The sequence below is a fragment of the Streptomyces sp. NPDC087901 genome, assembly GCF_044742205.1.
Taxonomy (GTDB): domain Bacteria; phylum Actinomycetota; class Actinomycetes; order Streptomycetales; family Streptomycetaceae; genus Streptomyces.
On record NZ_JBIUUC010000004.1, the window covers coordinates 646,199 to 670,709 of the forward strand.

Here is a 24,511-nt window from a genome sequence, read left to right on the forward strand (position 1 = left end):
TGGGTCACGGCGTGCAGCGGCGGGATATCTCAACTCTCGGTAAACAGATCGTAATGGAGAGTAAAGATGCGTGTCCAGGATTAAGGGCAAATGGGCCATTCAAGCACCCGTTCCAGTGAATAAGCAGCTTTTCATGCGGCCTGTCGTCCGAATTTGTGTGCAATGCGTGCCATTTTGGCCGCGCCGCGTCGGTACTTCAGCGCAAGTTCTGCAAGGAAGAGGGTGGGCGGATGATGGCCGCCACGAAGAGGTTTGCCTTGGGCGCCACGGCCGTTGCCCTGGTCGCGGGAGTGGCCGGCTGTGCCGGTGTGGGTTCCGGTCCGGGTGACTCCGGCCCCGGCGCCGCGAACGGCGCCGCGGGAGCGAAGAAGAAGGCTGCCGAAGCGGCCCCCAAGAGTGCGGTCCGGCTCATCGGTGACGGGTCGACCGCCTTCACGGGCTCCCAGCCGGGCCAGCCGGCCGCGCAGCGCCTGGCGGCAGGCCAGAAACCCCCGCAGTTCGTGGTGTTCTCCTGGGACGGCGCGGGGGAGGACAGTCAGCGGCTCTTCTCGCACTTCCGAGAGGTGGGCAAGAAGTACCACGCGAGCATGACGTACTTCCTCAGTGGCGTGTACCTGCTGCCGGAGGCGAAGCGCGAGCTCTACGACCCGCCCAAGCACAACGCGGGCAGTTCCGACATCGGCTTCAACGACACCGAGGGCATCCGCGACACCCTTGCCCAGGTCCGTGGCGCCTGGCTGGACGGGAACGAGATCGGCACCCACTTCAACGGCCATTTCTGCGGCGAGGACGGTGGAGTCGGCACCTGGTCCGTCGGAGAGTGGAAGAGCGAGATCAGCCAGGCCAAGTCCTTCGTGAAGGGCTGGAAGACGAACGATCCGGACCTCAAGGACGAGAAGTCGCTGCCCTTCGATTACGACAAGGAGCTGATCGGAGGCCGGACGCCCTGCCTGGAGGGGCAGAAGAACATGGTCGCGGCGGCGCGGTCGATGGGCTTCCGCTACGACTCCAGCGGAGTCAACGACCAGGTCTGGCCGAAGAAGAAGGACGGCATCTGGGACCTTTCGATGCAGCTCGTCCCGGTGCCGGGGCGAGAGTTCGAAACCCTGTCGATGGACTACAACTTCATGTTCAACCAGTCCGGTACGACGCAGGGCGATCCCGACCAGCACGAATACTGGGGCAATCAGATGCGGGACGGCCTCATCCAGGCCTTCGACCGTGCGTACGACGGGAACCGGGCCCCTCTGATCATCGGCAACCACTTCGAGTCCTGGAACGGTGGCACGTACATGCGCGCCATCGAGGAGACGATCGAGACGGTATGCACCAAGGAGGGCGTGCGCTGTGTGTCGTTCAAGCAGCTTGCGGACTGGCTGGACGCACAGGACCCGGCCACGCTCGCGAAGCTCGGCACGCTGAAGGTCGGCAAGGCGCCGAAGACCAGTTGGGCGTCATTCCTCGGCGGGGCCGCGAGCCGCGGCAAGGGCGAGGACGAGGGGCAGCATCAGGGGCAGGCCGAGGCGAAGGCGCCCGCCGGATCCGCAGGGCACAACGCCGACCGCTAGGCCGAGCGCTAGGCCGTCGGGCCGGCCCGGGACGGCGACTGTCGGGCCGGCCCGGGACGGCGTCCTCTCGGTTCATTCCGGAGCGGGCGACGCTCAGGGCCTGCCCCGTCCGGCGGATCGGGGCAGGACAGGCCCTGGTGGTGGCTCAGGCGGGTTGGGCGGCCTCGGCCCGCGCGTATCGCTCGTCGAGTACGAAGGCGGGGTCGACCTGGGCGGCCAGGTCGGCCCCCGTCTTCTCGTTCCCCCAGCTCTCCGCGTTCTTCAGATGGAAGTGCACCATCTGTCGGGTGTAGCGCTCCCGGTCCCGCTGTCCGTACGAGTCCTCGGCGGCGTTCTGAAGGGCTTGCAGCGCCATCCGGTTGTCCGCCTCCAACAGCTCGAAGCGGGCGGGGCGTCCCTTCTCCATGGCTCGCACCCAGTCGGAGTGCCCGATGGCGACCAGTAGATCGTCGCCGACCTCGGCGCGCAGGAACTCGAGGTCGTCCTCTCCCTGCACCTTGTTGCCGACAACCTTCAGCGCAACGCCGAAGTCCTGTGCGTACTCCTTGTACTGCCGATAGACCGAGACGCCCTTGCGGGTGGGCTCGGCGACGAGGAACGTCATGTCGAAACGGGTGAACATCCCCGAGGCGAACGAGTCCGAACCGGCGGTCATGTCGACGACGACGTACTCCTCGGGGCCGTCGACCAGGTGGTTGAGGCAGAGCTCGACCGCGCCGACCTTCGAGTGGTAGCAGGCCACCCCCAGGTCCGATTCGGTGAAAGGCCCCGTGACCATCAGCCGGATGTCCCCGTCGTCGAGCCCGACCGTGCGGGCGCAGGCGTCGTAGACGGGGTTGTCCTCGCACACCCGGAGCAGTCGAGAGCCCTCTCCCGGCGGCGTCGTCTTGATCATCGTCTCGGCCGAGGCGATGCGGGGGTTACTGCCCCGCAGATACTCCTTGATCAGTGGCAGCTGCGCCCCCATGGCGGGCAGGGCCGCAGCGTCCTTCTCGTCGAGGCCGAGTGCGGCCCCGAGATGCTGGTTGATGTCGGCGTCCACCGCGACGACGTGAGCTTCATTGGCGGCAAGGTGGCGGATGAAGAGCGAGGACAGCGTGGTCTTGCCGCTGCCGCCCTTCCCTACGAAAGCGATCTTCATGTTCACCTAGGGTAGTCGCATGATTGCGTTCTGCTGTCGAAGTTCGTGAAGAATGCCACTCCGGACCGGTGGGCGTGCAAGGGGCGCGTAGCCTCGCTACTTATGAGTACGACTTCCTCGGACCCTCTCGCCGCCCTCGGCGCCCTGCCAGGTGTGCCCGATGCGGTGGACTCCGTACGCAAGGCCGTCGACCGGGTCTACGGCCACCGCGTCATGCGGCGCCGCAGTAACGAGGTGACCGCCGAGGCGGCCCTGCGGGGCGCCCGCGGGTCGGCTGCCCTCTCCGGTGCCGACTGGAATCTTGAGGAAGTGCGCCGCCGTACCGACTTCAGCGGTGACGGTGAGGCGCACGTGATCGGAGCCGCACTGCGGTTGACGGCCGAAGCGGGCCAACTTCTCTCCATCTGGCGGCAGTCGCCCCTGCGAGTTCTCGCGCGGCTTCACCTGGTGGCGGCCGGAGGCGCGGCGCCCGAGGATGCGGTCGGACGGCCCCGGCTGGCGGGTGAGCCGGTGGACGAGCCGCTGATCGAGGCGCCCCTGCCGGACGCCGAAGAGGTCGCGGGGCGACTCGAGGGGCTCAGTGGGCTCATTCTTTCGGGGAGTGCGGCTCCCGCTCTGGTGACGGCTGCCATCGTGCACGGCGAGCTGCTGGCTCTGCGCCCCTTCGGCTCGTACAACGGCCTGGTGGCGCGGACCGCTGAACGGATCGTGCTGATCGGGAGCGGGCTCGACCCCAAGTCGATCTGCCCGGCCGAGGTCGGCCATGCCGAACAGGGGCGGGCCGCCTACGTGGCAGCCTTCGACGGATATCTGTCGGGGACGCCGGAGGGTGTGGCCGCCTGGATCGCGCACTGCGGGCGGGCGGCGGAGCTGGGCGTCAGGGAGTCGACGGCGGTGTGTGAGGCGCTTCAGCGCGGAGCCGCGTAGCGGGCGGCTCGCCGCGAGCCGGTCTGCTGATGGTGCCCGTCGGCTTCGGCCGCTTGGCCGATTGGTCCGTCGCTTGGGGTCGGACGGCAAAGGGTTGCGGCGGTACCGTCCTCGGTACCGCCGCTGGCATGTCCGCCCAGTTACCAAGCGTCCTCGATATATGCCCATCAGGTCGGGTACTTTGCCCGTTCCTGGTGCGGCTGGCCCGTAATCGACGGGTCGACGTCGCGTGGGTGCCCGGCATTCATGCGCGGTCCGTGGGGCCTTCTCTGCGTTACAGGTCATCCTCTCGGATGTCCTTGGTCTCGCGGGCCGTTGAGTCCTTTGTACTCCAGAGGCCGGGTCAGCGGAAGTGCTGGCCGGACTTCTTTACTTTTAGGTTCAATTACGGACGAGTCGGTTCAAACGGGAACGGGCGGGATGTGGGGCGTTCGGGGCGTGCTCGGCGCCGGTGAGTGGGCGTCCGACGCGGGCCGGGGTGGCTCTGCGCAGGGCGGCGAATGCGACGGCTTCTTGCGCAGAGCCGAGTCACGCCGACGCCGTGGTGGCGCGACGGCGGGCGGTGTACCAGACGAGTCCGGCTGTGAGGGCCGCGGCGCCCACCGCCGCAGCGGCCATGAGTGCCGGCCGTGGCGGCATCGAGAGCGCGGGCAGGCGTTGTTTGAGCCGGACCGGACGGTCGAAGACGAGAATCGGCCATTCCCGCAGAGTCGCCTCACGTCGCAGTGCGCGGTCCGGATTGACCGCGTGCGGATGGCCGACGGATTCGAGCATCGGTACATCGGTGGCTGAGTCGCTGTATGCGTAGCAGCGGGTGAGGTCGTAGCCCTCGGACACGGCGAGGGCCCTGATGGCCTCGGCCTTCGTCGGTCCGTACGCGTAGTACTCCACCTCTCCGGTGAAGCATCCGTCATCGCCGACGACCATTCGAGTGGCGACGACGCGGTCGGCGCCCAGCAGCTCACCGATCGGTTCCACGACTTCGGCGCCCGAGGTCGACACGATCACCACATCGCGGCCGGCGGTGTGATGCTCCTCGATGAGTGTCGCGGCCTCGTCGTAGATGATCGGGTCGATCAGATCGTGCAGGGTCTCGGCGACAATTTCCTTCACCTGCTGCACGTTCCAGCCCTTGCAGAGCGATGAGAGATATTCACGCATCCGCTCCATCTGGTCGTGATCTGCGCCCCCGGCAAGGAACACGAACTGCGCGTACGCAGTGCGCAGTACGGCGCGGCGGTTGATCAGTCCGCCTTGGTAGAAGGACTTGCTGAAGGTCAGCGTCGATGACTTCGCAATGACCGTCTTGTCCAGGTCAAAGAAGGCGGCTGTGCGCGGCAAGAAGCGGTTTTCCACAAGGCAGAGCATAGGGGCCCACCATTCGGCGTAAACTCCGGCGCGTGGGTTTGCCTGAGAAGGCCCTCGGGTACACCATGGAAGTCACGGATCGTTCGCGACCGTGCTAACCCGGTCCGACTCCTCCCCCCCCCCGAGTCGGCCGTGGGGACGACCCCCGCTCTCCCCCCCGGCGGGGGTCGTCGCATGTCCGGATGCGGTTCTGCCGCTCGGAATCAAGCATCTCTCCTCCTTTTCGGCCGTGGTGGCCTGCATCTGCGCTCGGGCTCACACCAGCATGCACCGTTACGGTGCGTGACTGAAGGGCTGCTCTCGGAAGTCACCGGTGCGAGCGACGGACTTATTCACAACGGTGGAGTTGTCCACAGTTCTTGAGCAAGATCCACACGATTTCCCGAAGCGCTGCACCGTGATTCCACCCGTGAAGTCCACGGGTTCCGGAATCACCGTTCTCGGAACGCGTCGAGAACGCCGCGAACCGCGGTGAAGGTGAGTGAAGAAGGGGGTGGAGATCGTGGCTGAATCCAGTGCACGGGATCGTCTGCCGGCTGCCGAGGCGCGGCGGGGCGGACCGCTGATCGTGACCGAGGATGTGGAACTGCTCGACGATCTGCTGAGGCTGTGCGCAGCCGCCGGAGCGGAGCCCGAGGTCCATCACACGCTGCCCGACCGCAGAGGGGGATGGGAGCAGGCGCCCATGGTCCTGGTGGGGGACGACGCGGCGGCGCGGTGCCGCGGGGCGGCGCGCAGGCGCGGCGTGATGCTCGTGGGGCGTGACCAGGATGCCCCCGACGTGTGGCGCCGGGCGGTGGAGATCGGGGCCGAGTATGTGCTGCGGCTGCCCGACTCGGAGAACTGGCTGGTCGGCCAGATCGCCAACGCTGCCGAGGGGGTCGGCAGGCCTGCGCTGACCGTCGGGGTGATCGGCGGCCGGGGCGGTTCCGGCGCGTCCACCCTGGCCTGTGCGCTGGCGGTGACGGCGGCGAGGTCCGGACAGCGGACCATGCTGATCGACGGCGATCCGTTGGGCGGCGGGATTGACGTGCTGCTCGGTGGAGAGCGGGCCGAGGGGATGAGGTGGCCTGATTTCGCCCATTCCAAGGGGCGGGTCGGAGGCGGAGCGCTGGAGGAGTCGCTGCCCGCTCTGCACGGGCTGCGGGTCCTCAGCTGGGGCCGTGACGACTGGGTGGTCATCCCGCCTCAGGCCATGCAGGCGGTTCTCGGCGCTGCGCGCAGGCTCGGCGGGGTGGTGGTGGTCGATCTGCCGCGCCGGATCGACGAGGCGGTGGCCGAAGCTCTGGCGCAGCTGGATCTCGGGCTCTTGGTGGTGCCCGGAGAGCTGCGGGCCGTCGCCGCGGCGAAACGGGTGGCATCGATGGCCGGGATGGTGTTGGAGGACCTCCGCGTGGTGGCGCGCGGACCGTACGCATCCGGGCTCGACGAGCAATGGGTGGCGCACGCCATGGGCCTCCCGCTCGCCGGTGAACTCCCCTTGGAGCCAGGGCTGCTGGCCGAGCAGGACATGGGAGAGCCGCCCGGCGGAAGTCCCCGCGGGCCGTTGGCCAGGTTCTGTTCGGCCTTCTGGGACCGGGCCCTTGCGGGCGAGGCGGCCGGGGGCCCGGCCGCCAGGGGCGGTGCGTGATGACCGAGGCGTTGCTCGATGCGGTGCGGCAGCGACTGGCGCAGAGCGGTGCGGCGCCCACCCCGGCGGGGGTGGCGGCAGCACTGAGGGCCCAGGGGCGCTTGCTCGGCGACGTCGAAGTGCTGGGTGCGGCCGACGAGTTGCGTGGCGAGCTGATCGGAACTGGCGTGCTGGAGCCGCTGCTCGCCGATCCGGCCGTCACCGATGTACTGGTGTCCGCGCCCGATCGGGTATGGGTGGACCGGGGCCGCGGGCTCGAACTCACCTCGGTGGCCTTCGCCGACGCGGCGGCGGTCCGCAGGCTGGCGCAGCGGCTGGCGGCCGTTGCGGGGCGGCGTCTGGACGATGCCAGGCCCTGGGTGGACGCCCGCCTTCCGGACGGGACCCGGATGCATGCCGTGTTGCCGCCGGTCTCGGTCGGATCGACATGCCTGTCGCTCCGGGTGGTCCGGCCGAAGGCCTTCTCGCTGCGGGAGTTGGTCGCTGCTGGGACGGTGCCGCCGGGCGGCGACCGGCTCCTGCGGGCATTGGTGGAGGCCCGGGTCTCCTACCTCATCAGCGGCGGAACGGGAGCGGGAAAGACGACACTCCTGTCCAGCATGCTCGGTGTGGTGGGGGAGCGGGAGCGGATCGTGCTCGCCGAGGATTCGGCCGAGCTCCGGCCGGACCATCCGCACGTGGTGCGCCTCGAATCGCGCCCTGCGAATCAGGAGGGTGCCGGGCGGGTGACCCTCCGGGATCTGGTGCGGCAGGCCCTTCGCATGCGCCCCGACAGGCTGGTGGTCGGAGAGGTCCGAGGCGCCGAGGTCACCGAATTGCTGGCGGCCTTGAACACGGGTCACGAGGGCGGCTGCGGAACAGTCCACGCCAACGCCGCCGAGCACGTTCCGGCCCGGCTGGAGGCGCTTGGGACCGCCGCGGGTCTGGACCGGACGGCTCTTCACAGCCAGCTGGCGGCGGCGTTGTCGGTTGTGGTCCATCTCGTACGGGACCGGGCCGGGCAGCGACGGATCTCCGAGGTCCATGTGCTGGAACGCGATGGAGCGGGGCTGGTGGTGACCGTGCCTGCGCTGCGCTGGGGAGCGTCCGGATTCGAGCGTGAGCGGGGCTGGGAGCGGCTGCGGGCGCTCATCGGGGGTGAGCGGTGAGCGTCGCGCCGTCGTGGGTTCCGGAAGCGGTGCACGCGGCCGCGCTGTGCGCGGGGGCGGCTGCCGGGCTGGGGGCGGCTGAGCGAAGTCGAGTGCGTCGGAGAGTGCGGGTGCTGTTCGGCGAGGGAGTGAGGCCGGAGCCCCTTCGGGAGAGGTGGGAGACCGGCTGGAGCCGGCTTTGCCGGTATCTGAGGGGGCGGCGGGAGTGGCTGTGTCTGCCGGTGGCACTGGTCCTGGCAGTCCTTGGCGACTCCGTGCTGCCGGTGATCGGGGGAGTGGCTGCTGTTCCCGTGGTGCGGCGGTGGCTGCGGAGAAGGGAATCGCGCAAGGAATGGGAGCGCCGGGCCGAGGCCGTGGTGGACCTGTGCGGCGCCGTGGTGGGTGAGCTGAGGGCCGGGCGTGAGCCGGGGCAGGCACTGCTTGTCGCGGTCCACGGCACGGGTGTGCTGGGTGCGGCAGGGCCTGGGGTGTCGGCTGCGGCGCGGTTCGGGGGCGATGTTCCACGGGCGCTGGGGCAGGCGGCGTGCGAGCCGGGCCTGGAGGGGCTCGCAGGAGTGGCCGCCTGCTGGCGGGTGGCAGCAGATGGCGGTGCAGGTCTCGCGGCCGGTCTGGATCGGCTGGAGGGCGCGTTACGAGCCGAGCGGCGTCGGCGGGAGGAGCTGCGGGCTCAACTGGCCGGTGCCTGGTCGACGGTCACGGTGCTGGCGCTGTTGCCGGTGCTGGGCCTGGGGCTGGGAGCGGCGCTCGGGGCTGACCCGCTGGGGGTGTTGCTGCACAGTCCCGCTGGGCTGGTCTGTCTGGTGATGGGCGCATCGCTGGAAGCGGTGGGGCTGGTCTGGGCCACCCGGATCGTCCGTAAGGGAGAAGTCGCATGAGCGCCCTGGCCGCTGAAGTTGTCCACAGGATGGGGGTGTTGGGGTTGGTGCTGGGTGTGTGCTTCCAGCCGGCTCTGGTCCTGGCGCGACGCCGGACAGCGCAGCGGGTGCGGCGGCGAGGTCTGACACTCCTCGCGGTGGCTTCCGTCGCTCCGGTGTCCGTTGGTCGGCGGGTCGGCATGCGCCCTGGCCTCGTGCGGTGGCCGGGCTTCGTTGCCGGCGCCAAGCAGTGGTCGGCGGCGCTGAGTGCCGTTCTGGCGGGTTGGTTTCTGGTGGGTGGCCCCGCGGGGTGGGTGATCGGACTGGCGGCGGCCTGCGGCATGTGGAGGTGGCAGCGTGCGCGGCTCGGACAGGCACCCCGAGCCGCTGCCGAGAAGGCGGCGAGCGCGGCGGAGTCCCTGCGCGGGCTTCCACTGGCGGCCGATCTGCTGGCGGCGTGCATCTCTGCAGGGGCCGGTCCGCGCGAGGCGGCCGAGGCGGTCGGTGAGTCGCTGGGCGGACCGGTCGGTGAGCAACTGGCGCGTACGGCGGCGGAGATCCGGCTGGGCGGCGATCCCGCGGTGGCCTGGGGGAGGTTCGGAGAGATACCGGGTGCTGCCGCTCTGGCGCGCTGTCTGGATCGGGCCGGGTCGACCGGCGCTCCTGCGGCGGAGGCGGTAACCAGGCTGGCCGAGGCGATGAGAGCCGAGCGCGCGAGCGCGGCGGTGGCGCGGGCCCAGCGGGCCGCCGTGTTGATCACCGCACCTGTCGGGCTCTGCTTCCTTCCTGCCTTCCTCACCGTGGGCGTGGCGCCCGTGGTGATCGGGCTGGCAGGAGGACTGCTACAGCCTTGATGGCCAGGAAAGCGCAAATAAAGACGATTCATCACAGAAGCGTAAATTAACGGGGGTTTGAAGTGATGCGGAAAATCACGCGTTGGATGCGAGCCGCGGCACGCAAGGCGCGGGCAGATACCGGAATGACCACGTCCGAATACGCGGTCGGAACGATCGCGGCCTGTGCGTTTGCCGCGGTGCTCTACAAGGTGGTCACCAGCCCGCCGGTCATGGCGCAGTTGCAATCGCTGCTGAAGGACGCACTCGATGCGAAATTCTGATCAGGGAGCCGGAGTGCCGGAGTGCTCCGGAGAAGGAGCCGAGTGGGAGCGACGCGCCCGGGAGGCGGCCGGGCCGGCGGGGCGGTGCGGTGACCGCGGGGCGGTGACGGCGGAGGCGGCTATGGCGATCCCGGTGCTGGTGATTTTCGCGCTGGCCCTGTTGTGGGCGCTGATGGCCGCCTCGGCCCAGATCCGGTGTGTGGACGCGGCTCGTTCCGGCGCGCGGGCGGCAGCCCGATCCGAACCGGAGGCGCAGGTGAGGGAGGCCGCCCTTTCGGCGGCCCCCGACCGGGCCCGGGTCGAGGTGGAGCGGGCCGGGGAGCTGTGGCGGGTCAGCGTGGCAGCTCCGGCGCCCGGTCCCGGGCCGCTGGCCATGACGCTGAGCTCGGAGGCCGCTGCGGCGGCCGAGGACACGGTGGGGGCCGCGCCATGACGCGGCCCGGCCCTCGATGGCCGGTCCTGTGGCCGGTCCGGTGGCCGGTCCGGTGGCCGGGGCGGCTGCGTGCGTCCGGGCAGCGCCGGGATCAAGGGCTGGCGACCGTGTGGGCTGCGGTGACCACGGCGACGCTCTGCGTGGTCTTCGCGGTGATCCTGGCTCTCGGACAGGTGGTCGTGGTCCGGCACAGGGCCGGGGGCGCGGCCGACCTGGCCGCGCTGGCTGCGGCCGACCGGGCTCTGGAGGGAGCCGCTGCCGCTTGCCGGTCGGCCAGGGCGGTGGCGGCGGCGCAGGGGGCTGAGGTGGTGCGGTGCACCGTCCAAGGGGAGATCGCCGATGTGACAGCCCGGGTCCGTGGGGGGCCGTACACGTCCGAGGTCAGGTCACGGGCGGGCCCGCCGACTGCGGCGCCCGCCCGGACGCTCAGGCCTCCGGGGAACCGGGTTCCTTCAGAGGCTCTGACTTCACTTCGGAGCCGGACTGCTCCGTAGGGCCGGACTGCTCCGTAGTGCCGGATTGCCCCGCAGGACCTGCCTCCTCCGCGTAGTCGGCCCTGCTGGTCCCGTGGGCCCTGCCCGTCTCGTCGGCCCTGTTGGCCTTGTGGGTCTCGTCGGTCCCGTGGGTCCCGTGGGCCCCGTCGGTCTCGTCCGGGCCGGGCGGGGCGGAGCGGAGGAGTTCCGTGAGCAGGCGGACGGCGCCTCGTTTGTGCAGAGGCTCGTTGCCGTTGCCGCACTTGGGGGACTGGATGCAGGACGGGCAGCCCGCCTCGCACTCGCAGGACGCGATCGCAAGGCGTGTGGCGGTCAGCCAGTCGTGGGCGGTGTGGAAGGCGCGTTCGGCGAAACCGGCGCCGCCCGGGTGGCCGTCGTACACGAAGACGGTCGGCAGCAGAGTGTCCGGATGCAGTGGCACGGACACTCCGCCGATGTCCCAGCGGTCGCAGGTGGCGAAGAGGGGCAGCATCCCGATGGAGGCGTGCTCGGCGGCGTGCAACGCGCCGCCCAGGATCTCCGGGTTGATCCGTGCCGAGTCGAGCTGGTCCTGGGTGACCGTCCACCACACGGCGCGGGTGCGCAGGGTGCGGGGCGGAAGGTCCAGCTTCGTCTCGCCGAGTACCTCGCCGGTGATCAGTTTGCGACGGAGGAAGGAAACAACCTGGTTGGTCACCTCGACGGAGCCGTAGCAGAGCCGTCCGTCCCCCCAGGGGATCTCGGTATCGGTCTCCAGGACGGTGATGGCCGTGGTGTCGCGTGCGGTCGTCGAGTACGGCGGGCCGGCCTCCTCGACCAGCGCGACCGAGTCCTCCAGGTCCAGCTTCCGGACCAGATAGGTGCGGCCCTGGTGGAGGTGGACGGCGCCCTCGTGGACGGCGGTGTGCGCGGCGGACTCGTCGACGGTGCCCAGCAGCCTGCCGGTGCCCTCCTCGACGATCTGGACGGGGCGGCCGCCTTCGCCCCGGATGTCGGTGAGGTCGGCGGCCCGCTCCCGCCGGGTCCAGTGCCAGCCCGAGGTCCGTTTGCGGAGCAGCTTCGCGGCTTCCAATTGAGGCAGCAGCTCGGCCACGGCGGGGCCGAAGAGTTCCAGGTCGGATGTGGTGAGCGGCAGCTCCGCGGCGGCGGCGCACAGGTGGGGAGCCAGGACGTAAGGGTTGTCCGGGTCGAGGACGGTCGACTCCACAGGCTGCTGGAACAGCGCTTCGGGATGGTGGACGAGGAAGGTGTCCAGCGGGTCGTCGCGAGCCACCAGGATGGCGAGGGCGCCCTGGCCGGCCCGCCCCGCGCGGCCCGCCTGTTGCCACAGCGAAGCCCTGGTGCCGGGGTATCCCGCGATGACGACGGCGTCGAGGCCGGACACGTCGATGCCGAGTTCGAGGGCGGTCGTGGCGGCCAGACCGAGCAGGCTGCCGGAGTGCAGCGCGCGTTCCAGGGCGCGGCGTTCCTCGGGGAGGTAGCCCCCGCGGTAGGCGGCGACCCGGGAGGGCAGGGAGCGGTCGATCTCGGCGAGGCGTTCCTTGGCGATGACGGAAATGAGCTCGGCGCCGCGCCGTGAGCGTACGAACGCGACGGAACGCACACCCTGCACGGTCAGATCGGTGAGCAGGTCGGCGGTCTCGGCCGTGGCGGTACGGCGCACCGGGGCGCCCTTCTCGCCGGACAGCTCGGTCAGTGGCGGCTCCCACAGGGCGAAGACCAGCTCGCCGCGCGGGGAGGCGTCGTCGGCGACCTCCGTGACCGGAAGGCCGGTGAGGCGGCCGGCCGCGACGGAGGGCTCCGCAGAAGTTGCGGAGGCGAGGAGGAAGACCGGATCGGCGCCGTAGCGGGTGCACAGGCGGCGTAGCCGACGCACCACCTGGGCGACATGCGAGCCGAAAACGCCTCGGTAGGTGTGGCACTCGTCGATGACGACATAGCGCAGGGCGCGCAGGAAGGAGGACCAGCGGGGGTGGGACGGGAGTATCCCGCGGTGCAGCATGTCGGGATTGGTGAGGACGTAGTTGGCGTACTGGCGTACCCATTCGCGTTCTTCGACCGGGGTGTCGCCGTCGTAGACAGCGGGCCGGATCCCCTTGCCCAGCGGGGCCGCGAGTTCCTTCACCGAGCGCCGTTGGTCGGCGGCCAGGGCCTTGGTGGGGGCGAGGTAGAGGGCAGTCGCCCCACGGCCGTTAGGGGCTTCGGAGCCGTCCAGGAGGGCGCTGAGGACCGGGGCGAGGTAGGCCAGTGACTTGCCGGACGCCGTGCCGGTGGCGATCACGACCGACTCGCCGTCCAGCGCGTGCTCAGCCGCGGCGGCCTGATGGGTCCAGGGGTGATCGATACCGGCCTTCTGGATGGCGGCGATCACTTCCGGACGGATGCGATCGGGCCAGATGGCATGGGTTCCCGTACGCGGGGGCAAGTGCTCCGTATGAGTGATGCGCGCGGACCGGCCCGCCCCTGCGGCGAGCCGGTCGAGGACCACGTCGGGAGAGGGGCGGGAACCCCCGCTCTCGGGCGGTCGACTGGGGCGGTGATTCTTGGCCATCGGCACCGAGTGTGTCACTGGCGAGACGGACAATGGTCCCAAGGCGTCGTGCATGGCTGCCCGTAAGTGATTGAATGCCATCGCGGCTGGCGATCCGTCCCCTGGCTCCGCCGGGGAGACCGAGGGGCGACCGCTCGATAGCAAGGTGCTGGAGGATCCGTGGACCTGTCCTTGTCGACTCGCAATGTGTCCGGCCCTGGTGGCGACCGTACGGTCGTCGAGGTCGGTGGCGAGATTGATGTGTATACCGCGCCCAAGCTGCGCGAGCAGTTGGTCGAGTTGGTGAATGACGGCAGCTACCACTTGGTTGTCGACATGGAAGGTGTCGACTTCCTCGACTCCACCGGCCTCGGCGTGCTCGTGGGCGGTTTGAAGCGTGTTCGGGCCCATGAGGGCTCGTTGCGACTGGTGTGCAACCAGGAGCGCATTCTCAAAATTTTCCGGATCACCGGTCTGACCAAGGTGTTCCCGATCCACACCACGGTCGATGAGGCCGTGGCGGCAACCGACTGACGTTCCGCCCGCGGTCGGGCCGGCCCTGGGGCCGGTCCGGCGGTGGTCGGTGCGACGGTGGTCCGCACCAGGACAGCCGAGGCGACGGCGGCCGTTCATCGGCGGCCGGCGACTTCGGCGGTTGGTGTTCGGCATGCTTCCGTCACTCGTTCGGCGGTCTGCGGCTGACATTCTCTGTCGGTCGGAGGCCGGTCGTCGTGCGATCTCGGGGCAGCGGTTCGGCGGTTGTCGAACAGTTGTCGAACGGTTGCTGGACGAACGGTTGCCGGGCGGCGGTTGCCAGACGGCGGTTGCACGTCGTTTGTCGGCCGGATGGCCGGGGCGTCATCGGTCGGCGGATCGTCCGATCGGCCGACGGTTTTCGCAGGCAGATTCAGGAGTTCCGGGCCGCGCGTCCGGCCCCTGGATGCACATACGTACGTTCGAGGGGGATCGCATGGCCACCGTTGAACTCCGCTTCAGCGCCCAGCCCGAACACGTCAGAACGGCCCGCCTCGTGGCGGCTGCCGTGGCGCGCCGGGCCGGGGTCGATGAGGCCGTGCTCGACGAGGTCAGACTCGCCGTGGGCGAGGCCTGCAGCCGCGCGGTCGGGCTGCACCGCAGCCATGGCATCACGGCGCCTGTCACGGTCGTCCTGATCGAGGAGGAGAAGTCCTTCTCCATCGAGGTCGGCGACGAGGTGCCCGGCCCGGGTGCCGACGGGTCCGTGCCCGGCGGCGTTTCCGGACGCCGCGACGCCGCGCCCGGCGTGGGACCGGACGAACCGGAACCGGACGCCGACGGCGAGGACGAGATGGGCCTCGCGGTCATCAGCGGTCTGGTCGACGACGTCGAGGTCAGGTCCGGTGCGGACGGCGGAGTGATCCGCATGAGTTGGCCGAAGACACCGTCCGTCGTGTTGTGAGTCGGCCGAAGACGCCGACTGCCGTGTTGTGAGTCGGCGGCAGACACCGTCCGCGGTGTTGTGAGTCGGCCGAAGACGCCGACTGCCGTGTTGTGAGTCGGCGGCAGACACCGTCCGCGGTGTTGTGAGTCGGCCGAAGACGCCTGGCGCCGTGCTTCTGGTCGGCGGCAGCGGTCGGCCACCGACATGGAGGCGGCCGAGAATCCGGCCACGGTGTTCTGATCCGGCTGAAGACGTCGGTCGCCCGTTCCTTCCTGAGGCGGCGCGGTCCCGGGGGCGTTCGATCACCCCGACGGCGTAGTCGGCCACGCCCGATCCGGATTCCGAGGCCCTGCTGAGCAGGGCCTTTTTCGGTTCTGCCCGGTCAGTGATCTCCAGGAAATGCGTCTGCCCCATTACTGCATTCGGTCCAGGCGGAGAACTCGATCAATTGCCGTTCGGTGTATGAAGGTCAATTACATTTACCGCGCACTGTTTTGATCGTGTTCCTCTCCCTACAATCCGTCCACGTCTTGAGCGCTGAGCGTCAAGGAGGACGTATGGCGGGGTTCGGCACCACACCACTGGCAGAACTGACGCAGTTTTCCGCACTTTCCGACCCACCCACCACTCTCGCGGCCGCGGTACTCACCGATGACAACCGCGTCATCGTGATCGTCATCGCGGTCGTCGCCGTCGCCGCACTGGTCGTCGCCCAGCTGCTGGTACGCCAGGTGCTGGCGGCGGGCGAGGGCACCGAGCGCATGAAGGAGATCGCGGCGGCGGTCCAGGAGGGCGCGAATGCCTATCTGGCCCGACAGTTGCGTACCGTCGGCGTATTCGCCGTCGTGGTCTTCTTCCTGCTTCTGCTGCTTCCGGCTGACAACTGGTCGCAGCGTGCGGGCCGTTCGCTGTTCTTCCTGGTGGGTGCGATCTTCTCGGCAGCCACCGGATACATCGGCATGCGGCTGGCCGTACGGAGCAATGTCCGGGTGGCGGCCGCCGCGCGTGAGGCGACCCCCGCGGAAGGCGAACCGGAAAAGGATCTCACCGCGGTTTCGCACAAAGCAATGAAGATCGCTTTCCGTACGGGCGGCGTGGTCGGCATGATTACCGTGGGGCTAGGTCTCCTCGGCGCCTCCTGCGTGGTGCTCGTCTACGCCGCCGACGCGCCCAAGGTGCTGGAGGGCTTCGGGCTCGGTGCGGCGCTGATCGCGATGTTCATGAGGGTCGGCGGAGGCATCTTCACCAAGGCCGCCGACGTAGGTGCCGACCTGGTCGGCAAGGTGGAACAGGGCATCCCCGAGGACGACCCCCGCAACGCCGCGACCATCGCCGACAACGTGGGCGACAACGTCGGGGACTGCGCGGGGATGGCCGCCGACCTCTTCGAGTCGTACGCCGTCACGCTGGTCGCCGCGCTCATCCTCGGCAAGGCCGCCTTCGGCGACTCGGGGCTGGCCTTCCCCCTGATCGTGCCGGCGATCGGTGTGGTCACCGCGATGATCGGGATCTTCGCGGTCGCCCCGCGACGCACCGACCGCAGCGGGATGAGCGCCATCAACCGCGGATTCTTCATCTCCGCCGTCATCTCGCTCGTCCTGGTGGCCGTCGCGGTCTTCGTCTACCTGCCGTCCTCGTACGCGGAACTGGACGGGGTCACCGACGCGGCCATCACCTCGCACGGTGGAGACCCACGAGTCTTCGCGCTGGTCGCCGTCGCCATCGGCATCGTGCTGGCAGCCCTGATCCAGCAGCTGACCGGCTACTTCACCGAGACCACCCGACGACCCGTCAGGGACATCGGCAAGTCCTCTCTGACCGGAGCGGCCACCGTCGTACTCGCCGGTATCTCCATCGGCCTGGAATCCGCCGTCTACACCGCGCTGCTGATCGGGCTCGGCGTCTACGGGGCGTTCCTGCTCGGTGGTACGTCGATCATGCTGGCGCTCTTCGCGGTGGCGCTGGCCGGTACGGGGCTCCTCACCACGGTCGGCGTCATCGTCGCCATGGACACCTTCGGCCCGGTCTCCGACAACGCGCAGGGCATCGCCGAGATGTCCGGCGATGTCACCGGCGCCGGCGCACAGGTCCTCACCGACCTGGACGCCGTGGGCAACACCACCAAGGCCATCACCAAGGGCATCGCCATTGCCACGGCCGTCCTGGCGGCAGCGGCGCTCTTCGGCTCCTACCGTGACGCGATCGCCACCGCGGTCGACGACGTGGGCGCCTCGGCCGGGGAGATGGGGCTGAGTCTGGACATCTCCCAGCCCAACAACCTGGTCGGACTGATCCTCGGTGCCGCGGTGGTCTTCCTATTCTCCGGACTGGCCATCAACGCGGTGTCGCGGTCCGCGGGTGCCGTCGTCTACGAGGTGCGGCGGCAGTTCCGCGAGCACCCCGGGATCATGGACTACACGGAGAAGCCGGAGTACGGGCGCGTCGTCGACATCTGCACCAAGGACGCGCTGCGCGAGCTGGCCACGCCCGGTCTGCTGGCAGTGCTGGCGCCGATCGCGGTCGGCTTCACCTTCGGTGTCGGCGCACTCGGCTCGTACCTGGCGGGCGCTATCGGCACCGGAACGCTGATGGCTGTCTTCCTCGCCAACTCCGGAGGTGCGTGGGACAACGCCAAGAAGCTCGTCGAGGACGGTCACTACGGTGGCAAGGGAAGCGACGCCCATGCCGCGACCGTCATCGGTGACACGGTCGGCGATCCGTTCAAGGACACGGCCGGGCCGGCGATCAACCCCCTGCTCAAGGTGATGAACCTGGTCGCGCTGCTCATCGCACCCGCGGTGGTGCAGTTCAGCTACGGCGAGGACGCGAGCGCAGGGGTGCGAGCGGTGGTGGCGGTGCTGGCCGTCGCGGTCATCGTCGGCGCGGTCTACGTCTCCAAGCGGCGGGGGATCGCGGTAGGGGACGAGGGCGACTCCGGCGGCGAGGACGGCGGCGGGGAGGGCAGTGCCAGGCCGGCCGACCCGGCGGCCGCTCAGTAGGCAGGAATCCGGACCGCGTACGCCGTCACTGGGCGACGCCTGATCAGGGCACGGGCGGGCGGGGCATCCTGATGCCACGTCCGCCCGACCGCGTTTCCGTACGAGTGGTGGATCGTTCAGGTGTTCTTGTGCTCGGGGGCCGTGCGGGTGAGTTGTATCTCCCTCATTTCCCTTGGTGCAAATGGCTGCAAAAGGCCATCGACCGGACGCCCGGCACCCGGATGGAGGGCGTCCGGCGTGTAAGTTCCGGGGCCGAGAGCCTTGGAAGGGACCAATCCGGTGAACAAGAAGCTTGCGGCCGCGCTGTCCGGCGGTGCGGTACTGGTACTTACGCTGTCGGGCTGCAGCGACGACAGCGACAACAAGGTGAACGACTGGGCCAAGAAGGTCTGTGACCAGGTCCAGCCCCAGTTGCAGAAGATCGCGAACGCCAACGCCTCCATCCAGCAGCAGACTGCCGACAACAGCAAGCCCGCCGACGTCCAGAAGACCGACTCGGCCGCCTTCCAGCAGATCTCGCAGGCGTACAAGGCGCTGGGCACGGCCGTCGAGTCGGCGGGTCCGCCGCCGGTCGACGACGGCGAGACCACGCAGAAGGAGGCCGTGAAGGAGCTCAACGCCTCCTCCGTGGCCTACGCCAATCTGCAGAAGAAGGTCGATGACCTGGACACGAAGGACCAGGCGAAGTTCGCCGACGGCCTCAAGGGCATCGCGGACGAGCTGAACAAGATCAGCACCAATGGTGACCAGGCGCTGAAGAAGCTCCAGTCCGGCGAGGTCGGTACCGCGATGGCCAAGCAGCCGGGCTGCCAGAAGCCGAAGGCCTCGGCGTCGCCCTCGGCCGGCTCCTCGAAGAAGGCGACGCCGTCCAAGGAGGAGTCCGCTTCCGCCTAGCGCGGCAAGAAGTCGTCACCGGGCAGCTCCGGCCGAGGCCGCGGGACCCTTTACGAGCAGTTGTACGCCCGCCACCCGGTGGCCGTACGAACGGCCCGGCACCCCTGGTGGGCTGCCGGGCCGCTGCCGTTGTCAGTGGGAGCCGTCACAATGGGTCATGTGAGTAAGACCAGCCTTCCCGCAGCAGACCACGCGACCCGGCTCCGCGAAGCCCTGCTCGCCGCCGCCTTCACCGCCGACGGGCTCCTCGACCGGCTCGGCGCACCCGCCTATGCCGCACTCGCCCGCAGCGAAACGATCCCGGCGCTGCGGGCCACCCGGGGTGACGCGCCGCTCGACACGCTCGTGCGCCTCTTCCTGCTCCAGTGCCCCGTCCCCGCCGGGCGGGCAGCCGCCGTGCTTCCGTTGAAGGAGTGCGTGGCGGACGGCTGGCTCACCGAGGCGGACGGCGAGGTGCGGGCGACGGTCGACGTGCGGCCGTACAGCGGGCCGGAGGACGAGGACTGGTTCATCGTCTCCGATCTGGGCTGCGCGGTCGGCGGCGCGGGCGGGATCGGTTCGCACGAGGAGGGCGTCGTCCTCGGGATCGGCGGGGCCTCCACCACCCTCGCCGGGATCACCGTCCGCAGGCCCGTCGGCTCCGCCCTGGACGTCGGTACGGGCTCCGGCATCCAGGCGCTGCACGCCTCGCAGCACGCCACCCGGGTCACCGCCACCGATCTCAACCCACGCGCCCTCGACTTCACCCGGCTCACCCTCGCCCTGTCCGGCGCCGGCCCGGCCGATCTGCGCGAGGGGTCCCTGTACGAGCCCGTCGGCACGGAGACGTTCGACCTCATCGTCTCCAACCCGCCCTTCGTCATCTCGCCCGGCGCCCGTCTCACCTACCGCGACGGTGGCATGGCGGGCGACGACCTGTGCCGGACTCTGGTGCAGCAGACCGGCGACCGGCTCAACGAGGGTGGCTACGCCCACTTCCTGGCCAACTGGCAGCACACCGAGGACGAGGAGTGGCAGGACAGACTGCGGTCCTGGGTACCGCAGGGCTGCGACGCCTGGATCGTCCAGCGCGAGGTGCAGGACGTCACGCAGTACGCCGAGCTCTGGCTGCGCGACAGCGGCGACCACCGCACGGACCCCGCGGAGTACGCCGCGCGGTACGACGCCTGGCTGGACGAGTTCGAGGCCCACGGGGCGAAGGGGGTCGGCTTCGGCTGGATCACGCTGCGGAAGTCTGCCGCGGCCGCCGCCGGGGCGCCCTCGATCGTGATCGAGGAGTGGCCGCACCCGGTGGAGCAGCCGCTGGGACCGGCCGTCGAGGCGCACTTCGCCCGCCAGGACTACCTGCGGGAGCAGGACGACGCGGCGCTGCTGGCCGCGCACTTCACCCTCGCAGCCGAGGTGGTGCAGGAGCAGGTGGGGCTGCCGGGGGCCGAGGACCCAGAGCACGTGGTGCTGCGTCAGAACCGCGGCATGCGACGCGCTACGAAGGTCGACGCGGTCGGTGCCGGCTTCGCGGGCGTGTGCGACGGATCGCTGCCCGCCGGCCGGATCCTGGACGCGATCGCCCAGTTGATGAACGAGGACCCGGTGCTGCTGCGCGACCGCACCCCGCAGGCCATCCGGCTGCTGGTCGAGGAGGGCTTCCTGGACCCTCTGTCCCCGGCCGGGCGGATGGCCGGATGATCGGCATCGAGCTGGACGTGGCGTCGCCCGGCGCTGTGCTGCTGAGCCCCGGAACAGGGCTCCGTTCTGCTTCGGCCGCGCTCTGCCGTATGTACTGAACGCCCTTGTCATCAGGGTCTTCACGCTACCTGTGGCCTGTCTGCTGCTCAGGCTTCGGATTCCGGTTGGGGCGTTGCCCGGGCCGGCAGTCGTCCTGCAGGCGGCTGCGGCTGCAGTTGCGGCGGAGTGCTTCACCTTCGGCCTGGCGCCCGGGCGCTCGGTCTGCGGTTCCGTGATGTCTTCCTCACATCTCGAAATCTCGAATGTGGTCAGTTCCTGACTTCTGCTTCTGACCGGCGCGAACGTGCCGCTGGAGGACCTGTCGGAGTGGATACGGGCCGTCGGGGACGTCCTGCCGATGGCTCACGCGGCCGAAGCCGCACGTGAGTTGTCCGCGGGAGGAGGTCTCGACGGACGGGGCATCGCCGCGGAGCTCGTGACGGGCGGGATACGCGGTGGTCGCCGTCGTACTGCTGACGGTGTTCGAGCGCGGCAACAGGCGGCGCTCGGTCCTCGGCGTGATGTGAATTCGGCCATGGTTGCCGGGGCCCGCGCGCCGGCCTTTCCACCCGGGTTCGGCTGTTCACCCGGCGTTCGTGTCGGCGACGTTCCGTGGTGGGAGTCTCCCCGGAAACCGGGCGGCACCGCGCGGGCCGACGATGCCGGGCCGCGCTAGGGGACAGAGAGGCGTACGGGTATGGAGAGCGGACCCGCAGTCTTCGCCGGAACGGTGTTCGCACTGTTCGGCGCGGCATTGCTGCTGTGGACGGGGGCGCGCGTGCTGCACCGTGCGCCTGTGGCGCACGGGGTGAGCCCCGTCGTCTCCACCGCACTCGCCACTGTGTTCGGCGTACTTTTCCTCGTCCTCGGAGTGTGGTGCCTCACTCGTATCTGAACCCGCTCCGGCTCCGGCCGCCCGCGTCGGCCCGGGAACACGCCCGGGCTGCCCGCCCCCGCCCCCGGCACCCGCAGAGCGGCCGCAGCGCCGTCGAAACCCGCAGGCAGTGGCCGTGCGCATGGCCGACCGAACGGGCCGGGCGGCAGGAATGGCGGAAGTCGGGTTACCGTTCGAGTGGCCGTTGCGGGCTTTTGCCGTTTGACACGGGGGCGGGTTGTACCGTCACACTCCGCAGCGACAGCACTGTCGGCAGCGCCCTTGCGCTGCCCTGATGCCCACCGAGCGTCGACCGGAGAGAAGAGCGAAGTTGTCCCCGACCAGCGAGACCGCACAGGGCGGCCGCCGACTCGTCATCGTCGAGTCGCCTGCCAAGGCGAAGACGATCAAGGGCTATCTCGGCCCCGGCTACGTCGTCGAAGCGAGCGTCGGGCACATCCGCGACCTCCCGAACGGCGCCGCCGAGGTGCCGGACGAGTACACCGGCGAGGTACGCCGTCTCGGCGTCGACGTCGAGAACGACTTCCAGCCGATCTATGTCGTCAATGCCGACAAGAAGGCGCAGGTCAGGAAGCTCAAGCAGCTTCTGGCCGAGTCCGACGAACTCTTCCTCGCCACCGATGAGGACCGCGAGGGCGAAGCCATCGCGTGGCACCTGCAGGAAGTGCTCAAGCCCAAGGTCCCCGTCCACCGGATGGTCTTCCACGAGATCACCAAGGACGCGATCCGGGCCGCCGTCGCCAACCCGCGCGAGCTCAACCAGCGCATGGTCGACGCCCAGGAGACCCGCCGTATCCTCGACCGTCTCTACGGCTACGAGGTCTCGCCGGTCCTGTGGAAGAAGGTCATGCCGCGGCTGTCGGCGGGCCGCGTGCAGTCCGTCGCCACCCGCCTCGTCGTCGAGCGGGAGCGCGAGCGCATCGCCTTCCGTTCCGCCGAGTACTGGGACCTGACCGGCACTTTCGCCACCGGCCGCACCGGTGACGCCTCCGACCCCTCGACGCTCACCGCCCGCCTCAGCGCGGTCGACGGGCGCCGCATCGCCCAGGGCCGCGACTTCGGTCCGGACGGGCAGCTGAAGTCCGCCTCCGGTCAGACGCTGCACCTGGACGAGACGAACGCCCGCGCCCTGGCCGCCGCGCTCGCCGACTCCACGTTCGCCGTGCGATCCGTCGAGTCGAAGCCGTACCGCCGTTCCCCGTACGCCCCCTTCCGTACGACGACCCTCCAGCAGGAGGCGAGCCGGAAGCTGGGCTTCGGGGCCAAGGCCACCATGCAGGTTGCACAGAAGCTGTACGAGAACGGCTTCATCACCTACATGCGTACCGACTCCACGACCCTCTCGGAGACCGCGATCACTGCGGCCCGGGCCCAGGTCACGCAGCTGTACGGGGCGAATTACCTGCCGGAGAAGCCCCGCACGTACGCGGGCAAGGTCAAGAACGCGCAGGAGGCGCACGAGGCGATCCGCCCCTCCGGGGACCGCTTCCGCACCCCGGCCGAGACCGGCCTCACCGGCGACCAGTTCCGGCTCTACGAGCTGATCTGGAAGCGGACCGTCGCCTCCCAGATGAAGGACGCGGTCGGTAACTCCGTCACTGTCAAGATCGGCGGCCGGGCGAGCGACGGCCGGGACGCCGAGTTCTCCGCGTCCGGCAAGACGATCACCTTCCACGGCTTCATGAAGGCGTACGTCGAAGGCGCCGACGACCCGAACGCCGAGCTCGACGACCGTGAGCGCCGGCTGCCGCAGGTCGCCGAGGGCGACGCGCTGTCCGCCGACGAGGTGACCGTCGACGGTCACGCGACCAAGCCGCCGGCCCGCTACACCGAGGCCTCGCTGGTCAAGGAGCTCGAAGAGCGCGAGATCGGCCGCCCGTCGACGTACGCCTCGATCATCGGGACGATTCTCGACCGCGGCTACGTCTTCAAGAAGGGCACGGCGCTCGTCCCGTCGTTCCTGTCCTTCGCCGTGGTCAACCTGCTGGAGAAGCACTTCGGCCGGCTCGTCGACTACGACTTCACGGCCCGCATGGAGGACGACCTCGACCGCATCGCGCGGGGCGAGGCCCAGTCCGTGCCGTGGCTGAAGCGTTTCTACTTCGGCGCGCAGGCCGGGGACGACACGGCCGGTGCCGGAAAGGCCTCCGACGCCGGCAACGGCGACGGCGACCACCTCGGCGGGCTCAAGGAGCTCGTCACCGACCTCGGTGCGATCGATGCCCGGGAGATCTCCTCGTTCCCCGTCGGCAACGACATCAAGCTGCGGGTCGGCAAGTACGGCCCGTACATCGAGCGCGGCGAGAAGGGCTCCGAGGGCCACCAGCGCGCGGACGTCCCCGAGGAGCTGGCGCCCGACGAGCTGACCGTGGAGTACGCGGAGGAGCTGCTGGCCAAGCCGAGCGGCGACTTCGAGCTCGGTGCGGATCCGGTGAGCGGCAACCAGATCATCGCCAAGGAGGGTCGCTACGGCCCGTACGTCACCGAGGTGCTGCCCGAGGGGACGCCGAAGACCGGCAAGAACGCGGTGAAGCCGCGGACGGCTTCGTTGTTCAAGTCGATGTCGCTGGACACGGTGACGCTGGCCGACGCGCTGAAGCTGATGTCGCTGCCGCGTGTGGTCGGCGAGGACGCCGAAGGCGTCGAGATCACCGCGCAGAACGGCCGCTACGGCCCGTACCTGAAGAAGGGCACGGACTCGCGGTCCCTCACCTCCGAGGACCAGCTCTTCGACATCACGCTCGAAGAGGCGCTGGCGATCTACGCTCAGCCGAAGCAGCGCGGGCGGGCCGCCGCCAAGCCGCCGCTGAAGGAACTGGGCACGGACCCGGTGAGCGGTGCTCCGGTCGTCGTCAAGGACGGGCGCTTCGGTGCGTACGTCACCGACGGCGAGACGAACGCGACGCTGCGGACCGACGACAGCGTCGAGGCGATCACGCCGGAGCGCGGCTACGAGCTGCTCGCCGAGAAGCGTGCCAAGGGGCCCGCCAAGAAGAAGACGGCGAAGAAGGCTCCGGCAAAGAAGGCGCCGGCGAAGAAGGCGACCGCGGCGAAGAAGACGGCGACGGCCGCGAAGAAGACGACGACTGCGGCGAAGAAGACCGCGGCGAAGAAGACGACGGGCGCAGCGAAGAAGACTGCGGCGAAGAAGACGGCGTCCGCGGCGTCTGTGGAGTCTGCGGAGGACTGACCTTTCGGGGCCCGGGGCGGGTTCCTGAACGCCGGGCGGGCTGGACGTGTGTCCAGGCCGCCCGGCGTTGCTGCGTTCCGGGCGGGGCGGGCCGGCCGGGTGCGGGTGGGGTGCCTGCGGCGGGCCTTGCCCCCTACCCGCCCCGTCCCGTGACCGGGGCTCCGTCCCGGACCCCGCTCCTCAACGCCAGAGGGGCTGG

General features: G+C 69.7%; 19 protein-coding genes. 16 read left to right on the forward strand and 3 right to left on the reverse strand.

Annotated elements, in window-relative coordinates; translation table 11 throughout:
* The first annotated feature begins 230 nt into the window (after nt 1-230).
* Nucleotides 231-1,568 (forward strand): hypothetical protein, encoded by a 1,338-nt coding sequence (locus ACIOEW_RS16615; RefSeq protein WP_401964393.1) that lies wholly within the window; start codon nt 231-233, stop codon nt 1,566-1,568.
* Between the two features lie 145 nt (nt 1,569-1,713).
* Here the strand turns inward: ACIOEW_RS16615 and ACIOEW_RS16620 are convergent, their stop codons facing one another.
* Nucleotides 1,714-2,709: an ATP-binding protein gene (locus tag ACIOEW_RS16620; protein WP_401964394.1), complete on the reverse strand. Its 996-nt coding sequence runs from the start codon at nt 2,707-2,709 to the stop codon at nt 1,714-1,716.
* Between the two features lie 102 nt (nt 2,710-2,811).
* Between ACIOEW_RS16620 and ACIOEW_RS16625 the strand changes: the two genes are divergently transcribed.
* Nucleotides 2,812-3,636, forward strand: coding sequence for an oxidoreductase (locus tag ACIOEW_RS16625; RefSeq protein ID WP_401964395.1), 825 nt, complete (start codon nt 2,812-2,814; stop codon nt 3,634-3,636).
* 528 nt (nt 3,637-4,164) lie between these two features.
* On the opposite strand, the gene ACIOEW_RS16630 is transcribed toward ACIOEW_RS16625, so the two are convergent.
* Entirely contained in the window at nt 4,165-5,004 is an 840-nt protein-coding gene (locus tag ACIOEW_RS16630) for an HAD-IB family hydrolase (protein ID WP_362554146.1), read from the reverse strand.
* 568 nt (nt 5,005-5,572) lie between these two features.
* On the opposite strand from ACIOEW_RS16630, the gene ssd reads away from it, so the two are divergent.
* The 7 genes from ssd (at nt 5,573) to ACIOEW_RS16665 (ending at nt 10,680) form a co-directional block, all read left to right on the forward strand.
* The gene (gene ssd / locus ACIOEW_RS16635; RefSeq protein ID WP_401964467.1) at nt 5,573-6,634 is read left to right on the forward strand and encodes a septum site-determining protein Ssd; all 1,062 of its coding nucleotides are present in this window, start codon (nt 5,573-5,575) and stop codon (nt 6,632-6,634) included.
* The gene (locus tag ACIOEW_RS16640) at nt 6,634-7,782 is read left to right on the forward strand and encodes a TadA family conjugal transfer-associated ATPase (RefSeq protein WP_362554149.1); all 1,149 of its coding nucleotides are present in this window, start codon (nt 6,634-6,636) and stop codon (nt 7,780-7,782) included. Before ssd ends, ACIOEW_RS16640 begins: the two co-directional genes overlap by 1 nt.
* Before the next feature lie 29 nt (nt 7,783-7,811).
* A complete protein-coding gene (locus ACIOEW_RS16645) occupies nt 7,812-8,657 on the forward strand; it encodes a type II secretion system F family protein (RefSeq protein ID WP_362554276.1) in 846 nt (281 codons plus the stop codon).
* Entirely contained in the window at nt 8,654-9,490 is an 837-nt protein-coding gene (locus ACIOEW_RS16650) for a type II secretion system F family protein (RefSeq protein ID WP_401964396.1), read from the forward strand. The genes ACIOEW_RS16645 and ACIOEW_RS16650 overlap by 4 nt, the downstream gene beginning before the upstream one ends.
* Nucleotides 9,491-9,555: 65 nt before the next feature.
* Entirely contained in the window at nt 9,556-9,753 is a 198-nt protein-coding gene (locus ACIOEW_RS16655; RefSeq protein ID WP_401964397.1) for a DUF4244 domain-containing protein, read from the forward strand.
* Entirely contained in the window at nt 9,740-10,186 is a 447-nt protein-coding gene (locus ACIOEW_RS16660; RefSeq protein WP_401964398.1) for a TadE family type IV pilus minor pilin, read from the forward strand. Before ACIOEW_RS16655 ends, ACIOEW_RS16660 begins: the two co-directional genes overlap by 14 nt.
* Nucleotides 10,183-10,680 carry an Rv3654c family TadE-like protein gene (locus tag ACIOEW_RS16665; RefSeq protein WP_401964399.1) on the forward strand — a complete coding sequence of 166 codons (498 nt, stop codon included), beginning with the start codon at nt 10,183-10,185 and terminating at the stop codon, nt 10,678-10,680. The genes ACIOEW_RS16660 and ACIOEW_RS16665 overlap by 4 nt, the downstream gene beginning before the upstream one ends.
* Here the strand turns inward: ACIOEW_RS16665 and ACIOEW_RS16670 are convergent.
* Nucleotides 10,613-13,264 carry a DEAD/DEAH box helicase gene (locus ACIOEW_RS16670; RefSeq protein ID WP_401964468.1) on the reverse strand — a complete coding sequence of 884 codons (2,652 nt, stop codon included), beginning with the start codon at nt 13,262-13,264 and terminating at the stop codon, nt 10,613-10,615. The genes ACIOEW_RS16665 and ACIOEW_RS16670 overlap by 68 nt on opposite strands.
* A gap of 105 nt (nt 13,265-13,369) precedes the next feature.
* On the opposite strand from ACIOEW_RS16670, the gene ACIOEW_RS16675 reads away from it, so the two are divergent.
* The 7 genes from ACIOEW_RS16675 (at nt 13,370) to topA (ending at nt 24,312) form a co-directional block, all read left to right on the forward strand.
* Nucleotides 13,370-13,723 carry an STAS domain-containing protein gene (locus ACIOEW_RS16675; protein WP_003967428.1) on the forward strand — a complete coding sequence of 118 codons (354 nt, stop codon included), beginning with the start codon at nt 13,370-13,372 and terminating at the stop codon, nt 13,721-13,723.
* Between the two features lie 436 nt (nt 13,724-14,159).
* Nucleotides 14,160-14,627, forward strand: a complete 468-nt coding sequence (locus ACIOEW_RS16680) for an ATP-binding protein (RefSeq protein WP_362554167.1) — start codon at nt 14,160-14,162, stop codon at nt 14,625-14,627.
* 539 nt (nt 14,628-15,166) lie between these two features.
* A complete protein-coding gene (locus ACIOEW_RS16685) occupies nt 15,167-17,608 on the forward strand; it encodes a sodium-translocating pyrophosphatase (protein ID WP_401964400.1) in 2,442 nt (813 codons plus the stop codon).
* 279 nt (nt 17,609-17,887) lie between these two features.
* Complete coding sequence (locus ACIOEW_RS16690; protein WP_401964401.1) at nt 17,888-18,502, forward strand: small secreted protein; 615 nt, start codon at nt 17,888-17,890, stop codon at nt 18,500-18,502.
* Nucleotides 18,503-18,652: 150 nt separating this feature from the next.
* Nucleotides 18,653-20,188, forward strand: a complete 1,536-nt coding sequence (locus ACIOEW_RS16695; protein WP_401964402.1) for a methyltransferase — start codon at nt 18,653-18,655, stop codon at nt 20,186-20,188.
* Nucleotides 20,189-20,924: 736 nt separating this feature from the next.
* Nucleotides 20,925-21,122 carry a hypothetical protein gene (locus tag ACIOEW_RS16700; protein ID WP_362554178.1) on the forward strand — a complete coding sequence of 66 codons (198 nt, stop codon included), beginning with the start codon at nt 20,925-20,927 and terminating at the stop codon, nt 21,120-21,122.
* 310 nt (nt 21,123-21,432) lie between these two features.
* On the forward strand, nt 21,433-24,312 hold the full coding sequence (topA, locus tag ACIOEW_RS16705) for a type I DNA topoisomerase (protein WP_401964403.1): 2,880 nt from the start codon (nt 21,433-21,435) through the stop codon (nt 24,310-24,312).
* Nucleotides 24,313-24,511 lie beyond the last annotated feature (199 nt).

What these genes read in the sequence shown, in the direction of transcription:
- ACIOEW_RS16615 (WP_401964393.1), top strand. Translation starts at nt 231, where the DNA reads ATGATGGCCGCCACGAAGAGGTTTGCCTTGGGCGCCACGGCCGTTGCC.
- ACIOEW_RS16620 (WP_401964394.1), bottom strand. Translation starts at nt 2,709, where the DNA reads ATGAAGATCGCTTTCGTAGGGAAGGGCGGCAGCGGCAAGACCACGCTG.
- ACIOEW_RS16625 (WP_401964395.1), top strand. Translation starts at nt 2,812, where the DNA reads ATGAGTACGACTTCCTCGGACCCTCTCGCCGCCCTCGGCGCCCTGCCA.
- ACIOEW_RS16630 (WP_362554146.1), bottom strand. Translation starts at nt 5,004, where the DNA reads ATGCTCTGCCTTGTGGAAAACCGCTTCTTGCCGCGCACAGCCGCCTTC.
- ACIOEW_RS16640 (WP_362554149.1), top strand. Translation starts at nt 6,634, where the DNA reads ATGACCGAGGCGTTGCTCGATGCGGTGCGGCAGCGACTGGCGCAGAGC.
- ACIOEW_RS16650 (WP_401964396.1), top strand. Translation starts at nt 8,654, where the DNA reads ATGAGCGCCCTGGCCGCTGAAGTTGTCCACAGGATGGGGGTGTTGGGG.
- ACIOEW_RS16655 (WP_401964397.1), top strand. Translation starts at nt 9,556, where the DNA reads ATGCGGAAAATCACGCGTTGGATGCGAGCCGCGGCACGCAAGGCGCGG.
- ACIOEW_RS16660 (WP_401964398.1), top strand. Translation starts at nt 9,740, where the DNA reads ATGCGAAATTCTGATCAGGGAGCCGGAGTGCCGGAGTGCTCCGGAGAA.
- ACIOEW_RS16665 (WP_401964399.1), top strand. Translation starts at nt 10,183, where the DNA reads ATGACGCGGCCCGGCCCTCGATGGCCGGTCCTGTGGCCGGTCCGGTGG.
- ACIOEW_RS16670 (WP_401964468.1), bottom strand. Translation starts at nt 13,264, where the DNA reads ATGCACGACGCCTTGGGACCATTGTCCGTCTCGCCAGTGACACACTCG.
- ACIOEW_RS16680 (WP_362554167.1), top strand. Translation starts at nt 14,160, where the DNA reads ATGGCCACCGTTGAACTCCGCTTCAGCGCCCAGCCCGAACACGTCAGA.
- ACIOEW_RS16685 (WP_401964400.1), top strand. Translation starts at nt 15,167, where the DNA reads ATGGCGGGGTTCGGCACCACACCACTGGCAGAACTGACGCAGTTTTCC.
- ACIOEW_RS16695 (WP_401964402.1), top strand. Translation starts at nt 18,653, where the DNA reads ATGGGTCATGTGAGTAAGACCAGCCTTCCCGCAGCAGACCACGCGACC.
- ACIOEW_RS16700 (WP_362554178.1), top strand. Translation starts at nt 20,925, where the DNA reads ATGGAGAGCGGACCCGCAGTCTTCGCCGGAACGGTGTTCGCACTGTTC.